Below are 16398 nucleotides of genomic sequence, written 5' to 3'. Positions count from 1 at the left end.
GCGGGATGGAGCAGCCCGGTAGCTCGTCAGGCTCATAACCTGAAGGTCGTAGGTTCAAATCCTACTCCCGCAACCAAGCATATACCCAGAAATTGCAGTCTGATCACGCCCAAAAGCGCGCGTTATGTATTCGTGTATCGTCATCAGGCGCGCCAATAAAAAAGGCGGCCATGGGGCCGCCCTTTCCGATATCCGCAAGGCTTCGGCTCGGTTCACGAGGCCAGAAGCTCTTTCAGCTTGTCGTCGATGAACTTGACGTCGTCGGGGTTGGTGCCGGGGCCGCCGGCGAAATGGCCCCAGATCGACGGCACCGGCACGAATTCGGCGTTGGGCATGTTGGCGACCTCGATCTCGCTGTCTTCGGGCGGGAAATAGAGGTCGGTCTGGCCGGGCATGACATAGGCTTTCGCCTTGATCGCGCCGAGCGCGGCTTTGTAGTCGCCGTTATACAGCTCGTTCGCGCTGATATCGCCATTCTGCCAGGTCCAGGCCATCGTCAGCAGGTTGTTGGCGTCTTTCGGCAGGAAGAACCCTTCCCAGAACCCGATCAGGAAATCCTCGAGCGAGGCGTAGCCGAGGGTCTTCAGGTCGAGTTCTTCCCGGTAGAAGCTCTGTGAGAAGCCCCAGCCTGCATAGACGCGGCCAACCGCGCGCAGGCCTTTTTCGGGCTTAGACGTGTAGCGCCCGTTTTCCCACGCGGCGTCGGCCCGCAGTGCAGCCTTCACCCCTTCGAGGAAGACATAGTTGTGGCGCGAGCATTTCGCCGACCCGCAGAACGGGGCGATCAGATCCATCATCTCGGGATACATCGCCCCCCAATGGAAGGTCTGCAGCGCGCCCATCGACCAGCCGGTCACCATGCGGATCTTCTCGATGCCGAACTTCTCGGTCACCAGACGATGCTGCGCCTTGACGTTGTCATAGGCGGTCACGTTCGGGAAACGGTCCGCGTTATAGGGCTCCGGCGTGTTCGAGGGCGAGGTGGAGAGCCCGTTGCCGAACATGTTCGGGATGATGATGAAGTATTTCTCGGGGTCGAGCGCCATGCCGGGCCCGATCAGCCATTCATTGTCGTAATGCTGCCCGGAATACCACGTCGGGTAGACGATCACGTTGTCCTTGGCCGCGTTCAGCTTGCCGAAGGTTTTGTAGGCGAGGCGGGCGTTGGGCACGGCGAGGCCGCATTGGAACTCGAAGGTGCCAAGCTCGAAGATTTCATAATCAAGGGTCATGTGCTTTCCTCATATCAGAGTGGAGCGACGCCCTTGGTTGGGCGACGCTCCGGAAGATCGTTACGGATCAGGCAGTCGCGGTTTTCCCGCTCAGCGTGGAGATCAGATAGTAAGCACCGCCACCGACGAGACCAGCCGAGATGGCGGTCGACAGATGGGGCAGATACCACTCGACGACGAAGGCCACCGCGGAGCCGCAGGCCCAGGCGATGAAGGCCGTCCAGCGCCAGTCGCGGTCGATCTCGGAGTTCTTGCGCACGAGGAACTGGTCCACGAGGATGATCGCGCCGATCGGCGGCACGAGGATGCCCAGCAGGGACAGCCACTCGATGAAGAAGGCCCAGACGTTGGTGGCCGCGATGACGATGCCGATGGCGCCGAGGATCACCGCGAAAAGACGCATGTGGCTGCGCAGGATGCGCGACCAGCCGGTGGCGGCGTTATACAGGCAGTGGGCACAGACCGAGCCAAGGTTCACGTAGAGGAACAGGAAGGCGAGGACGCTCAGCCAGGTCATCTGCATGTTGTTCATGTAGCCGAACATGTTGTCGGTGCCGAAGGGGTTGGCATCCGGAACGGCCAGGGCTGCGGTCATGATGCCGCCGACCAGCATCGCGGCGAGGTTGGCGAAGGGGAAGGCGCTGAAGGTCGCGACCCAGGAGCTTTTCGTGTCCTTGGCCCAGCGGTTGAAGTCGGCGCTCACGGTGCCGGCGTCGATGAAGAGCGCGATGACCACGGTCAGGCCAACGCCCATCGACATCGTCGCGACGCCATTATTGCCCGGGTAGGACATGATCGCGTCCCAGCTGGTCGTCGAGGCCGCGTCGCCGACGACGAAGAGACCCAGAATGACGAAAAGCGGCACCGAGATCATGCCGATCAGGTGCAGGCCTTTAACGCCCACGAAGGTGACGCCGATATAAAGCGCACCGGCGATGAGCGTCATGACGACGTAGTTCAGGTCATAGGTGGAGCTGACGAGCGCGCCGGTGATGCCGGTTTGCACCGCGTACCAACCAAGTAGAAGCGTCGAGAGCAGGCCGGAGGCGAAGACATAGCCCTTGCGGCCGAAGACGATGCTGGCGAGCAGGGCGAAGTTCATCCCTTTCGTCGCACCGAGCTGCCCGAGCAGACCGACATAGACCAGCATGATCAGGTTGCCGATGATCATCGCCGTCAGCGCGGAGCTGAACCCCATGCCGAGCACGAGGATCGAGCCGGTCATCGCGCCGGTGATGATCATCGGGAAACCCATCCAGACCATCGTGACGGAGAACATGCTCCGCCGGGCTTTTGCCGGGACCGGTTCATGTTCGTATTCATCGCCGAGCGCGTGATCGATCTCTTCTTCGATATGTTCGAGCGCCTCTGGCTCGAGATGCTTTTCCGTCGTGGTCATGATGTTCCTCGTTGTTGGACTGTTTGTGATGTTCTTGTTTTTGCAGGCATGCGAAGGCCGGGCGCTTGCCGTGGGCAAACGCTGACGAAAGTCTCGCCGGGGCGGAGTGGATAAGGGGTCGATCAGTTCGGCAGCTTGATCCTGCCGTCGTTTGTGACCGGTTATACTGATCTCAGAGTAATTGGGCGCGTGCGCCAATCGGGTTAGGGCTCTGTGGTCTCTCCATTTGGGGCGGCAAATCGCCGGGCCGAAAACGCAAAAGCCCCTCACGAATCCATTCACATGGTTCGTAAGGGGCTTTCATTGCCAGATGCGGCGCTCTTCGTTGAACGCTACGTCAACACGATGGCGTGATTCGTTTCAATATGCAAATATTTTGATGTAACAATGTAAGGCGCTGAAAATAATGCGGAAAAAATTTCATCGCATGATTTCAGATGCGTTTTGCAATGCGTCGAGCTTGCCGCAACGTCAGTCATTTGCTATTCGATTCGTATGTGACCGTTCCCCCGGACTCCGCATTCGCGGGAGTTCTCGTTGAAAGATATGGAACCGTATTAATGGCTTTTGACAACGAGCCGGTCGCAGTTGGCCTCCTTTTTTCCCAAACCGGTGTAACGTCGGTGATCGAGCGCACGCAGCGTCAGGCTGCGCTGCTGGCTATCGAAGAAATCAACAATGCAGGCGGTATCGATGGTCGTGAACTTCTGATCGAAGACAGCGACCCGGCTTCCGATCCGTTGCGCTTCAAGAGCGAGGCGGAGCGCCTCATCGATGTTGGCGCAAAGACCATCTTCGGCTGCTACATGTCCTCCGCGCGCAAGGCCGTCTTGCCTGTGGTCGAGCAACGCCGCGCGCTGCTGTTCTACCCCACGCTCTACGAAGGGTTCGAGTTTTCGAGCAGCTGCGTCTATTCGGGCGCAGCCCCGAACCAGAACTCGCGCTGGTTGGCGGATTATCTCACCCAGACCTATGGCGACCGGTTTGTCTTCGTCGGGTCGAACTACGTTTTCCCCTATGAATCCAATCGGATCATGCGGGATCTGCTGATGCATCGCGGGGCGAAGGTCGTCGATGAAATCTACATCCCCCTGCGCCATAACGAGGAATATATCGAGCGGGCGATCTCGCGCATCAAGGCAGCGGGGCCTGCGGTCGTGTTCTCGACGGTGGTGGGTGAAGGATCGGTCCGCTTCTACCAGGCCTATGACCGCGCGGGCTTCGATCGCAGCAAACAGCCCATCGCAAGCCTGACCTCGGGCGAGCCCGAACTGCTCGCGGTCGGCAAGGATGCCTCGATCGGCAACGTGACGGCCGCGCCCTATTTCAGCGTGCTCGATACCGAGGCGAACCGTCGCTTCGTCACCGCTTATGCGCGCCGGTTCGGGCCGGATCAGCCGATTTCTGCGGGGACGGAAGCCGCCTATTTCCAAGTCTATCTCTTTGCGGAAGCCGTGCGCCGGTCCGGGGCGACCGATCGCGATAGCGTCTTGCGTACCTTGCCGAATTTCAGCTTCGAGGCACCCCAGGGCCCCGTGCAGGTCGAAGGCGATACCCATCACACGAGCCTCTGGCCCCGGGTTGCCGTCGTCGGCGAAAGCGGTGCTTTCGAGATCGTGCGCGAAGCGCAGGCGCCGGTGCGACCGGACCCTTATCTCGTTGAATATGATGAAGACTTGCAGATGACGTCTCCGCAATTCGGAGCCGGAGGGGGCGGAAGCTGATGCCCCGGCTGCGTCTCAAGGATTTGCGCGACCTCTCGGTCATCGTCGTCCACCCGCCGGACGCAGATGGCAAGGCGCTCATGGATCAGCTCAAACGCATCGGCTGCCGCGCGGAACTGATGTGGCCCCCCGCCAAGGCGCTGCCGAGCGGGACGGATGTCGTTTTCGCAGGCGTCTTCTTCGAGAGCCAGAGCGCCCTGAGCAGCATGCTGCGGAAGTCCGAGAAACCCGGCCCGACGGTGATCGGCATCGTGAATTACGAGAACCCGGCGATGATCGAACTGGTGCTCGACATCAACGCATTCGCGGTGATTTCGAAGCCGGTCCGGACCTTCGGCATGCTGACAAATCTTGTCGTCGCACGCTCCAATTGGATGCAGGCGGCGGATTTCCACGACAAGATCGGCAAGCTCGAAAAGAAGATCTCCGGCCAGAAGAAAATCTCGAAGGCGAAGTCTATCCTCATGGAAATGCACAAGATTTCCGAGAGGGAAGCCTATGGCACCATTCGTGCGCAGGCGATGGGTAAGCGGATTTCCGTAGAGGAAATGGCGGTCGCGATCATCAACGCAAACGAATTGTTGTCATCAAGACCGGATGATGTATAGTCGAATCAGATCGATGGCCAATGATGTCCATCGGTTCGGCACAGAAAGCCCGCTGAAGACACTGTAGTGTCTTCGCGGGCTTTTTTGGTTTTCAGGATGGTGCAAAGGCCGCGCCATCGCTGCGGGCGTACCAGAGCGCACGCAACCCCGCCCTCGTGGCGGCGCTGAATGGCAACGATGCCAATCGCTCCGAACACCCGGAGCCCCCTTCGCCAAAATGATCCGGACCCCCGCGGTCCGGTCACGGCACCTCACACAATCGGTCACATACCAAACGCTCGTGCACGGGAGTCCTCCCTGCGCATTTACGGCCTGAAAAATCAAAACAAAACCTCAACACGGGAGACAGAAATGAAAACGAACCGGAGAAACTTCCTAAAACACACGACCGCTTTCGGCGCCGCAGCCGCCCTCGGCCCGTCGATGATCGGGAGCCCCGCGCGCGCCTCGGGTGAAATCGAAGTGGGCGTCCTGTTCTCGCTGACCGGCGGCCTTTCGATCATCGAGAAATCGCTCGCCGATGCCACGATGATGGCGATCGACGAGATCAACGCCGCAGGCGGCGTGAACGGGATGATGATCAAGCCGATCCTCGAAGACGGCGCATCCGATCCGAAGACCTATAACGAGAAGGCCTCGAAGCTGGTGATCCGCGATCGCCTGCAGACCGTGTTCGGCTCCTACACCTCGGCGAGCCGCAAGGCCGTTCTGCCGGTCTTCGAGAAGCGCAACAGCCTCTACTTCTACCCGACCTATTACGAAGGCTTCGAGTGCTCCAAGAACGTGGTCTACACGGGCGCGGTGCCGAACCAGCAGCTGTCGAACTTCATCCCGTGGATCACCAACACGCTAGGCAAGAAGAAGTTCTTCATCGTCGGCTCGAACTACATCTACCCGCGCGAGATGGCGAAAGTGTCGAAGATCCTCATCGAGCAGAATGGCGGCGAGTGGGTCGCGGACGAATATCTCGAGCTCGGCCATTCCGAATGGGGCGCGATGGTCTCCAAGATCAAGGAAAGCGGCTGCGACGTGGTTCTGTCGAATGTCGTGGGCGACTCGGTCGTGGCCTTCTACCGCGAGTTCAAGAACCAGGGCCTCACCCACGACAAACTGCCGATCTGCGCGACCGTCACCTCGGAAATCGAGATCGCCGCGATGGGTCCGGAATTTGCCGAAGGCAGCTACACCTCCTTCCCGTATTTCCAGGCCATCGACACCGATCGCAACCGCGATTTCATCGAGCGCTACCGCAAATATGTCAACGATCCCAAGGCTGTGACGCACCACGCTCTCGAGAGCAGCTACTTCCAGGTCTATCTTTGGAAGCAGGCGGTCGAGAAGGCTGGCGACATCTCGGCAGATGCGGTGCGCGAAGGCATCAAGGGTCAGGTCTTCGAGGCCCCGAACGGCACCGTCACCGTCGATCCGGAAAACCTGCACACCTATCTCACGCCGCGCATCGCGCAATGGGGCGCCGATGGTCAGGGCACGATCGTCAACGCCTATGACGCGCCGACCAAGCCGCTTCCCTATGTCGCTTACGGCGAGACGGCAGAGAACCTGTTCTGCACCGGCGCCGGTCTCGACACCACCAAGCTGTGACGCAAACCGGGCACCGGGCTGATGTCCGGTGCCCATCCGAGCGAGGCGGAATTTTCTATGTCTGACATCATCTTCATCGGCCTGTCCCTGTCTTCGATCCTGCTGCTGATCGCGCTTGGCCTGTCGATCACCTACGGCGCGATGGGCGTCATCAACATGGCGCATGGCGAGCTCGTCATGATCGGGGCCTATACGGCGGTGCTCGCCGGGCTCCATCTCGGGCTCAACCTGTTCTTCGCGCTGCCTCTGGCCTTCGTGACCTCCGGGCTCGTGGGGCTCGTGATCGAGCGATTGGTGATCCGAAGGCTCTACGGACGGATCATCGACACGCTGCTCGCGACATGGGGCGTGGCGATCCTGCTGCAACAGCTGATCCGCCTCGAATTCGGCCTGAGCTTCTTCGGTATCCATATCGACGGTCTCGGCCCGGGCCTGCAGAACATGACGGTCCCGGCCTTCCTCACCCAGCCGATCGACGTGGCGGGCATGACGATCCAGCCCTATCGCACATTCATCATCGTCGTGACGCTGATGCTCGCGGGGCTGACCTGGTGGCTGATGTATCGCACCCCGATGGGCGTGCAGGTGCGCGCGATCATGCGCAATCCCCAGATCGCGGCCGCCTGCGGTATCGACGTGCGCCGCGTCTCGGCGCTGACCTTCGCCTATGGCTCGGGCCTTGCCGGGATCGCCGGTGTGCTGCTCGCGGGCTTCAAGACGGTCATGCCCGAGATGGGCGCATCCGTCGTGGTCGATGGGTTCCTCGTCGTCGTGGTCGGAGGGGTCGGCAGCCTTCTCGGAACGATCCTCGCCGCGGGCATTCTCGGACAGATCAACGGCATCGTCGCCTTGGCGTCCAACGACATCATCGCCCGCGCCGTCGTCTTCGCAGTGGTCATCGCCCTGATCCTGTGGCGCCCGCGCGGCCTGTTCTCCTTCAAGTCGAGGTAAGCGATGTCCAGCGAAACGTCCTCCACACTTCCCAGCTCCACGAGCCGCCTTCAGCGTCATGCCGACTGGGCCGTCTATGCCGTCTTCATCGTGATGGTTCTCGGCGCCCCCCTGGTGATCGACGATGTGTTCTGGCTCAACCGCATCGCCAAATATCTCGTCTTCGGCATGCTCGGCATCGCGATCGCACTGTCCTGGGGCTATGCCGGGATCCTCAATCTGGGGCAGGGGCTCTTCTTCGGCCTCGGCGCCTATATGACGGCGATGTCGCTCAAGCTGATGAGCGCTACGAGCCTCCAGCAGGGCTCCGACAAACCGGTGCCGGACTTCATGCTCTGGAACGCAGAGCCCGGGGCCGTCACCGATCTGTGCTGCATCAACAAGGGCTCGTTCCTCTGGATCCCGTTCCAGTCGCAATGGTTCGGCATGGCGATGTCGATCGTGATCCCGCTGATCGTCGCCTTCGTGCTGTCCTCGTCGATCTTCCGGCTGCGCGTCTCGGGCGTCTATGTCGCGATCATCACGCTGGCGCTCGTGCTTCTGGTGCGGCTGCTGCTCATCGACGCGCAGCCGATCACCAACGGGTTCAACGGACTGACCGATCTGGGCTGGCTGACCATCGGCGGGTTCGAATTCGACCCCTATATGGTCGAGACCTATTACGTCGTCGCCGTCTCGCTCACGGTCGTGCTTCTGCTGGGCCGCTGGCTGGTCTCGACACGGGCCGGGCTGATCCTGCAGTCGACGCGCGACGATCCGACCCGGGCACGCTATCTCGGCTACGACGTCGCGGCCTATCAGATCTTCTTCTTCACGATCTCGGCCGGGATCGCGGGCTTCGCGGGGCTTCTCTATGTGGTCGCCGCCGAATTCGCCTCGCCGAGCTTCATGGATATCGGCTTCTCGATCTCGATGGTCGTCTGGGCCGCGGTCGGCGGGCGCAACTCGCTGCTCGGCGCCTGTATCGGGGCGATCCTGATCAACACGGTCGAGGCCACGGTCAGCGAGACCGAAATCTTCAAGGAAGCGTGGAAGCTGATCATCGGCGGGATCTTCGTCCTCGTCGTTCTCTACCTGCCGAACGGGCTTGCGGGCATCGCGCGCGATCTTCTGGGGCGGTTCGAACGCCGCCGGAAGGGCACGCCCGCAGAGACGGCCCCGAAAGCCGCGGAATAGGAGGGACGGACATGAATGAAGCACTCACGATCGACGGGCTGACGGTGGATTTCGGCGGGTTCAAGGCCGTGGACGGGTTCACCACCGTGGTTCAGAAAGGCGAGTTGCGGGTCATCCTAGGCCCCAACGGCGCCGGGAAGACCACGTTGATGGATCTCGTCAGCGGCAAGACCGCCTCCACCCAAGGCAGCGTCCATCTCTTTGGCGAGAACATCACCAACCGCCCCGAGCACATCATCGCGCGGCACGGGATCGGGCGAAAATTCCAGATCCCGAGCGTCTTCCGCGATCTGACCGTTCGGCAGAACCTCGAAGTCGCGGCCTCGGGAGAGCCCGGCGTATTCCGCAACCTTCGCCTGCACATGGTGGCGGAGGACCGGGCGCGGGTCGAGGACGTGATCGCGATGACGCGGCTCGAGCCGGTGCTCGATACGGTCGCGGGCGAGTTGTCCCACGGCCAGATGCAATGGCTGGAACTGGGGATGCTGATCACGCAGCAGGCGAAGGTCATCCTTCTCGATGAACCCACTGCGGGCATGACCCATGCGGAGACTTTCCGCACGGCCGAAATCATCAACGAAATGAAGGGCAGCCACACGATCCTCGTGGTCGAGCACGACATGGCTTTCGTGCGCAAGATCGCCGAGCGGATCACGGTCATGCACATGGGCAAGCTGCTCGCGGAGGGGCCGATGGAAAAGATCGAGACCGATCCAAAGGTGCGCGAAGCCTATCTCGGTTCGGGAGGGATTCACTGATGCTTTCTCTGAGCAACCTCGACAGCTTCTACGGTCGCAGCCAGGCGTTGCACGACGTCTCGATGAGCGCGCCGAGCGGCACGATCCTCGCCGTTCTGGGCCGCAATGGCGTGGGCAAGACCACGCTCCTGCGTTCCATCCTCGGGCTGACCGACCGGCAGAGCGGAGATGTCGTGCTCGACGGGCAGAACATCTCCGCCGACGCGACCTACCGGCGCGCGCGGGCAGGGATCGCCTATGTGCCGCAGGGCCGGATGATCATCCCCGATTTCACGATCCGCGAGAACATCCTGATGGGCGGTTTCGCGGCACAGGGCCCGCGCGCCATTCCCGAAATCGTCCCGAAGATCTTCCCCTATCTGATGGAAAATCTCGACCGGCCCGGGGGCGTGCTCTCGGGCGGTCAGCAACAGCAGCTTGCCATCGCCCGCGCGCTCGCAAGCGGCCCCAAGGTCCTCCTGATGGACGAGCCGACCGAGGGCATCCAGCCCAATATCGTCGAGCAGATCGAGGACATCATCATCCGCCTCAATGCCGAACTCGGACTGACGATCCTCCTTGTCGAGCAGAACGTGAAATTCGCGCGCCGTGCCGCGCAGAACTTCACGATGCTCGAGAACGGTCGCGTCGTGGCCGATGGCGCGATCGCGGATCTCACCGAGGAAACGGTCACCAAGCACATGGCGATCTGACCCCATAAACCCGCCTTCCCGGATCAACCGGAAAGGCATTCGACAACTCCACCAACAGCAGAGGTAACAACATGTATCATGGAGATATTTCGAGCAGCGCCGATACCGTGGGCGTCGCCGTCGTCAACTACAAGATGCCGCGTCTTCACACGAAGGCCGAGGTTCTCGAGAACTGCCACAAGATCGCCGACATGGTGAAAGGCATGAAGAAGGGCCTGCCGGGCATGGATCTGGTGATCTTCCCCGAATACTCGACCCACGGCATCATGTATGACGAGACCGAGATGTACGAGACCGCCTCGTCGGTGCCGGGCGAAGAGACCGAAATCTTCGCCGCCGCCTGCCGCGAGGCCAATGTCTGGGGCGTGTTCTCGCTGACCGGCGAGCGCCACGAAGAGCACCCGAAGAAAGCGCCCTACAACACGCTCATCCTGATGAACAACGAGGGTGAGATCGTCCAGAAATACCGCAAGATCATGCCCTGGGTTCCGATCGAGGGCTGGTATCCGGGCAACTGCACCTATGTCTCGGAAGGCCCGAAGGGCATGAAGATGAGCCTCATCATCTGTGATGACGGCAACTATCCCGAAATCTGGCGCGACTGCGCGATGAAGGGCGCGGAACTGATCATCCGCTGCCAGGGCTACATGTATCCGGCCAAGGACCAGCAGGTGATCATGGCCAAGGCGATGGCCTGGGCGAACAATTCCTATGTCGCGGTCGCCAATGCGGCAGGCTTCGACGGCGTCTATTCCTATTTCGGCCACTCGGCCATCGTCGGCTTCGACGGGCGCACGCTGGGCGAATGCGGCGAAGAGGAATACGGCATCCAATACGGCCAGCTCTCGGTCTCGGCGATCCGCGATGCGCGCAAGAACATGCAGAGCCAGAACCACCTCTTCAAGCTCGTGCACCGTGGCTATACCGGCATGATCAACTCGGGTGACGACACCAACGGTCTCGCCGAGTGCCCCTACGACTTCTACACCAAATGGGCGGAAGATCCGGAAGGCACGCGCGAAATGGTCGAGGCGATGACCCGCTCGACCGTCGGCACCGAGGAATGCCCGATCGACGGTATCCCCAACGAAAAGTCCGACCCCACTCACCGGTGAGGCAGGCGAGCAGGGCCGGCGGAGACATCCGCCGGCCAATCAAACGCGAGGATCTTCTATGACGATCGATCAGTACCGGCTTGAGGAAGAGCCGACCTACCACCCGAGCGGCGACGAGGTGGCCTTCTACGAATCCGCCTATGCGGCGCGGTTGCCGGTGATGCTCAAGGGGCCGACCGGCTGCGGCAAGACCCGCTTCGTCGAACATATGGCCTGGCGTCTGGGCAAGCCGCTCATCACGGTGTCCTGCCACGAGGACATGACCGCATCGGATCTTGTCGGGCGCTTCCTGCTCGGTCCCGAGGGCACGCATTGGCAGGACGGGCCGCTCACGATGGCGGTGCGCCACGGCGCGATCTGCTATCTCGACGAGGTGGTCGAGGCGCGTCAGGACACGACGGTCGTAATCCATTCTCTGACCGATGATCGCCGGATTTTGCCGCTCGAGAAAAAGGGTGAACTGGTCCATGCGCATCCCGATTTCCAGCTCGTGATTTCCTACAATCCCGGCTACCAGAGCGTTCTCAAGGACCTCAAGGAATCCACGAAGCAACGCTTCAGCGCGGTCGATTTCACCTATCCGATGGCTTCGGTCGAGGCTTCCATCGTGGCGTCCGAGGCGGATGTCTCTGCCGACATCGCCGACAAGCTGGTGAAGATCGCCGAGAAGTCGCGGCATCTGCGCGGGCAGGGGCTCGAGGAAGGGGCCTCCACGCGGATGCTCATCCATGCCGGTCGCCTTATCAAGACGGGCATGACGCTGACCGACGCCTGCAAACATGCGATCATCGTTCCCATCACGGATGACCCGGATATGCGCGGTGCGCTCGACGCGGTCGTCGATGCCTGTGCCTGACAGCATGAATGTCGAAGCCACCCCTGATCTGCCGGGCGCGATCCGCAGCGCCTTCTCGGCGCCCGAGATAGCCGACTGGCTGCGGGCGCGCGAACGGCTGCGGGGCGCGGGATACGGGCGGACGGTCCCCCGCGCCTATGAGCGCAGCTCTCTGGCTCTGGCGCCGAAACTCGGGGCGGCGCCGACGATCGCCTTGGCAAAGCTCGTGTCCCATGTCGCGATCCGGGTCTCGCCCCGCGCGGCGGAGCGCGTCTGCACTGCGGCGGGCACGGTCGCGCAGAGATACGAGCCGCAGGAATTTACCGCGTGGCTCGCGCTGATGACGCGGATTACCACGCAAGCGCCGGAGTCCGTGTATCCCTTTCTCGACAACATGGAGCGGCTTGTCGGGCGGCTGTCCGAACAGGCGCTCGAGGACTGGGTCGCGACCGGATTGCGTCTGGCGGGGCGCGATGCCGACAAGCGAAGCGCCTATTTCTCCTTGCAGACCGCCGAGGCGCAGCGCGCACTCGAACACGAAAGCGGAGAGCAAAGCTTCTACGATCACGAGCGCCGGTTGCGGGCCTATCTCACGGCGATTTCCGGCGCGACCCCGCCGCTGCGTGTCGCGCCCACGGGCATGGGAGAGAAAGCCGCGCGGCGGGTGTCCTTCGCGGGCAATGTCATTCTCGTGCCGCCCAGCTTGCCCGGCTATCGCGGCGAGACGGAGCCCCTGTTCCGCGCCGCGCTCGCCCATATCGGGGCGCATATCAACTTCACTAAAACCCGTTTCGAAATCGGGCAGCTCAAGCCGCTGCAGATGGCGGTCGTGTCTCTGATCGAGGATGCACGGGTCGAGGAACTGGCGGCGCAGGAAATGCCCGGATTGCGCAGGCTCTGGCAAGGCTTTCACGTCGCCCAACCCGGCGGTCTTCCGACCGCGCCCAGCCTGTTCGCGCGGCTGGCGCGGGCGCTGATCGAACCCGATTTCGATGATCCCGACGGGTGGGTGCAAAAAGGCCGCCGGATGTTCATGGAGGCGCGCGAGCGCTGGGCGGATCCGGCGATCAGCCGCGAGATCGGCAATCTGCTGGGCAACGATCTCGGGCAGCTTCGCGTGCAGTTCAATGCGAAGGATTACGTGGTTCAGCCCGCCTATCGCGACGACAATCTCGGTCTGTGGGCCCTCGACGAACCGCCCCCGGAAGAGGCGCAGACCCTGGAGGTTCAGGTCGATACCGTGCAGCTTCGCCGCTCCGAGCCGACCCCGGGCGCGGGCAAGCAATCGCAACAGCAGGAGCAGACCGAAAGCGACAGGGTCGAGAAAGTCGCCCCCGTCACCGAGGCGGCCGAAGAGGGGCGGGCGGTCGCCTCCTATCCCGAATACGACTACGAGATCGGCCGGGAACGCGCGAACTGGACGGTGGTCAAGGAATACCCCGCGACGCCGGGAAATCGCCGCTTCTGGCAGGAGTTGCAGGACGCGCAGGGGCCGCTTCTGTCGCGCATCACCGGCCTCGTGCGCTCGGCGCAGATCGGGCGCGCGCGCCGGGAGAAGCGGCAGGCGGAGGGAGAAGTTCTCGATCTCGACGCCTGTATCGAGGCGGCGACGGCTCTGCGTGCTGGCGAGTTTCCCGATCATCGCCTCTACGAGCGGCAGGCCCCGCCGACGCGCGATCTCGCGGTCAGCCTGCTCCTTGATATCTCGCAATCGACGGCCGATCTCGTCCCCGGAACACAGCACCGCATTCTGGACATGGAGCGCGATGCGACGGCGGTTCTCGCCCATGCGATGAACGAAATCGGAGATCCTTTCGCGATCAACGCCTTCTGTTCGGCCGGGCGCGAAGACGTGCGCGTCGTTGCGGTGAAGCGGTTCTCCGATGCGTTGGATGAAGAGACGGGTTCGGCGCTGTCGGGCCTGAAGCCGGGCTATTCGACGCGGCTCGGTGCCGCCCTGCGCCATGCCGGGAAGGACCTCGCGCAGGTGCCGCGACATCGTCGCCTGCTGCTGTTGATCACCGACGGGGAGCCCTCGGATATCGACTCGCCCGATCCCGACTATCTTGTCCGCGATGCGCAGCGCGCCGTTCGCAGCCTGAGCGCGCTGGGGATCGATGTCTTCTGCGTGGGGCTCGGGCCGCGAAACAAGGAGCAAGAGGCCGCGATTTTCGGGCGCAACGGGTTCATCCAGATCGACGAGCTGAGCACGCTGCCGGACAAGCTTTTGTCGCTCTATCTCCGGCTGACGCGGTAACGGGGCGCTGACCCCGGCGCTTCTGAGAGCATATGAAAAAGGCCCGCATCGCTGCGGGCCTTTTGCAAAATCATTCCATCACTTGCGCGGCTTCTTCGGGCCGCCGGGCTTGGGCTTTCCGCCTTTGCCAGGATGCGGCCCCTTGCCGGGGCCTGCATATTTCGCGCGGGGCTTTTTGCCCTTCGGGGCGGCACCGCCTTCGGGCTTGGGCTTGCGTTTCTTCGGCGGGATGTCCGCGAGGGCTGCGAACACGGCCTCGTCGTCGGGGCTCCAACCGCTGGTCTTCGCACTCTCCTCCGGGGCGTCGTCGCGCGGAGCCTTGGGCGGCCCCTTGCGATGGGGCGCCTTGCCCGGACGCTCGCCACGGTCGCCGCGATCCGGTTTGCCATGAGGCTTGTCGGCGCGGCGTTTTTTCGGCGGCGGACCGAAATCAGGTTCGCCGTTCAGGGCGCGGGCCTTGATCTCATCGGAGAGCTCGCCATCGGGACCAAGCGAGGCCGCGAATTTCGCGACGCTCTTCTCGGCGATCTCGACGAAGGTCTCGTCATCGCGCACGCGGATCGCACCGATCGAGGATTTGTCGAGATCGGCATGGCGGCGCAGCAGCGGCAACAGCCAGCGCGGCTCGGCCCGGTCATTGCGCCCGACTGAGAGCGTGAACCAGCGGCTCGGGCCGAATTCCTGACGCTCCGATTGCCCCTTGGTGTCCGGCGGCAGAAGGTCTTCGGGCGGAGCATTGCGCGATTGCTGCAGCCGCAGGAAGGCGGCGGCGACTGCCTCGGCCCCGTGCCGGTCGAGCAGCTTGCGCGCAAACGCCGCCTGATCCTCGCTGACCGGCTCGCGCCAATCGGGATCGGTCAGCAGACGCTCTTCATCGCGCGCGATGATCGACTCGGCAGACGGCGGGACGCTCCATTCGGCGTTGATCTTCGCGAATTTCAGCAGGCGTTCGGCACGTTTGACCATGCGCGGCGGCACGATCAGTGCGGACATGCCCTTGCGCCCGGCACGGCCCGTCCGGCCCGACCGGTGCAGCAGGCTCTCGGTGTTCTGCGGTAGATCGGCATGGATCACGAGGCTCAGGTTCGGCAGGTCGATCCCGCGCGCGGCCACATCGGTCGCAACGCAAACCCGCGCGCGCCCGTCGCGCATCGCCTGCAGCGCGTGGCTGCGTTCGGCTTGGCTCAGTTCACCCGACAGCGTCACGACCGAGAGGCCGCGATTGCCGAGACGCGCGCTGAGATGGTTCACCGCGGCACGGGTGTTGGCGAAAACGATGGCGCTTTCGTCATGGTGATAGCGCAGCAGGTTGAAGATCGCATGATCGCTATCCGAGGCCGCAACCTTCAGCGCCTTGTAGGCGATGTCGGAGTGCTGCTGCGCGGTGTTGATCGTCGAGATGCGCTGCGCGTCGTTCTGGAACTGCTCGGCCAGCTTCGCGATCATCGGCGAGACGGTGGCGGAGAACAGCAGCGTGCGCCGCTCTTCCGTGGCGGAGCCGAGGATGAATTCGAGGTCTTCCCGGAAGCCCAGATCGAGCATCTCGTCGGCCTCGTCGAGCACGACCGCGCGGATGTCGCTCAGATCGAGCGCGCCGCGGCGGATATGGTCGCTCAGACGACCGGGCGTGCCGACCACGATATGGGTGCCGCGTTCGAGCGCGCGGCGTTCCTGGCGCGGGTCCATGCCGCCGACACAGGAGCTGACGATGGCGCCGGTCTTGGCATAGAGCCAGCGCAATTCCTGCATGACCTGAAAGGCGAGTTCCCGCGTGGGGGCCACAACGAGTGCAAGCGGCGTGCCAGCCGGGCCGAAGCTTTCGGCCTCGCCCAGCAGGGTCGGCGCGATCGCGAGACCGAAGCCGACCGTTTTACCCGAGCCGGTCTGGGCAGAGACCAGCAGGTCCTTGCCCTCCAGCGCGGGATCGGTCACCGCGTCCTGCACGGGAGTGAGAGTGTCGTAGCCGCGCTCGGCGAGCGCTGCGGAAAGGGAGGGGATCATCGGAAAGTCGTCCAAGCAATGACGTAAGGGACGGGCGGCTCTGCTCTG

The 16398-nt window shown here is 62.7% G+C and carries 13 protein-coding genes; 10 read left to right on the top strand and 3 right to left on the bottom strand.

The features are described 5' to 3' along the window. Window positions 1-212: 212 nt before the first annotated feature. Complete coding sequence (locus BMI91_RS07230) at window positions 213-1232, bottom strand: alpha/beta fold hydrolase (protein WP_078544955.1); 1020 nt, start codon at window positions 1230-1232, stop codon at window positions 213-215. Window positions 1233-1299: 67 nt separating this feature from the next. Next, window positions 1300-2631: a purine-cytosine permease family protein gene (locus tag BMI91_RS07225; RefSeq protein ID WP_078604417.1), complete on the bottom strand. Its 1332-nt coding sequence runs from the start codon at window positions 2629-2631 to the stop codon at window positions 1300-1302. Window positions 2632-3191: 560 nt separating this feature from the next. Between BMI91_RS07225 and BMI91_RS07220 the strand changes: the two genes are divergently transcribed. The 10 genes from BMI91_RS07220 to BMI91_RS07175 all read left to right on the top strand — a co-directional run bounded on the left by BMI91_RS07220 (window position 3192) and on the right by BMI91_RS07175 (window position 14349). Further along, window positions 3192-4355: a transporter substrate-binding domain-containing protein gene (locus tag BMI91_RS07220; RefSeq protein ID WP_078522107.1), complete on the top strand. Its 1164-nt coding sequence runs from the start codon at window positions 3192-3194 to the stop codon at window positions 4353-4355. Beyond that, window positions 4355-4963, top strand: coding sequence for an ANTAR domain-containing response regulator (locus BMI91_RS07215; protein WP_078522106.1), 609 nt, complete (start codon window positions 4355-4357; stop codon window positions 4961-4963). The genes BMI91_RS07220 and BMI91_RS07215 overlap by 1 nt, the downstream gene beginning before the upstream one ends. Before the next feature lie 351 nt (window positions 4964-5314). Further along, window positions 5315-6565 carry a transporter substrate-binding protein gene (locus BMI91_RS07210; RefSeq protein ID WP_078522105.1) on the top strand — a complete coding sequence of 417 codons (1251 nt, stop codon included), beginning with the start codon at window positions 5315-5317 and terminating at the stop codon, window positions 6563-6565. Window positions 6566-6622: 57 nt separating this feature from the next. Beyond that, window positions 6623-7516 carry an urea ABC transporter permease subunit UrtB gene (urtB, locus tag BMI91_RS07205; protein ID WP_078522104.1) on the top strand — a complete coding sequence of 298 codons (894 nt, stop codon included), beginning with the start codon at window positions 6623-6625 and terminating at the stop codon, window positions 7514-7516. Between the two features lie 3 nt (window positions 7517-7519). Further along, a complete protein-coding gene (gene urtC, locus BMI91_RS07200; RefSeq protein WP_078522103.1) occupies window positions 7520-8692 on the top strand; it encodes an urea ABC transporter permease subunit UrtC in 1173 nt (390 codons plus the stop codon). Window positions 8693-8703: 11 nt separating this feature from the next. Next, window positions 8704-9450: an urea ABC transporter ATP-binding protein UrtD gene (urtD, locus tag BMI91_RS07195; RefSeq protein WP_078522102.1), complete on the top strand. Its 747-nt coding sequence runs from the start codon at window positions 8704-8706 to the stop codon at window positions 9448-9450. Continuing rightward, window positions 9450-10142 carry an urea ABC transporter ATP-binding subunit UrtE gene (gene urtE / locus BMI91_RS07190; RefSeq protein WP_078540369.1) on the top strand — a complete coding sequence of 231 codons (693 nt, stop codon included), beginning with the start codon at window positions 9450-9452 and terminating at the stop codon, window positions 10140-10142. The genes urtD and urtE overlap by 1 nt, the downstream gene beginning before the upstream one ends. A gap of 71 nt (window positions 10143-10213) precedes the next feature. Further along, on the top strand, window positions 10214-11257 hold the full coding sequence (locus BMI91_RS07185; RefSeq protein WP_078522100.1) for an aliphatic amidase: 1044 nt from the start codon (window positions 10214-10216) through the stop codon (window positions 11255-11257). A 58-nt stretch (window positions 11258-11315) separates the two neighbouring features. After that, entirely contained in the window at window positions 11316-12113 is a 798-nt protein-coding gene (locus tag BMI91_RS07180; protein WP_078604416.1) for a CbbQ/NirQ/NorQ/GpvN family protein, read from the top strand. Beyond that, on the top strand, window positions 12100-14349 hold the full coding sequence (locus BMI91_RS07175; protein WP_078604415.1) for a nitric oxide reductase activation protein NorD: 2250 nt from the start codon (window positions 12100-12102) through the stop codon (window positions 14347-14349). The genes BMI91_RS07180 and BMI91_RS07175 overlap by 14 nt, the downstream gene beginning before the upstream one ends. 78 nt (window positions 14350-14427) lie before the next feature. Here BMI91_RS07175 and BMI91_RS07170 read toward each other — a convergent pair whose 3' ends face one another. Then, the gene (locus BMI91_RS07170) at window positions 14428-16350 is read right to left on the bottom strand and encodes a DEAD/DEAH box helicase (RefSeq protein WP_078604414.1); all 1923 of its coding nucleotides are present in this window, start codon (window positions 16348-16350) and stop codon (window positions 14428-14430) included. Window positions 16351-16398: the final 48 nt, after the last annotated feature.

It is taken from the genome of Thioclava sediminum (genome assembly GCF_002020355.1).
Taxonomy (GTDB): Bacteria; Pseudomonadota; Alphaproteobacteria; order Rhodobacterales; family Rhodobacteraceae; genus Thioclava; species Thioclava sediminum.
This window is presented reverse-complemented; position numbering and strand designations above follow the sequence as displayed.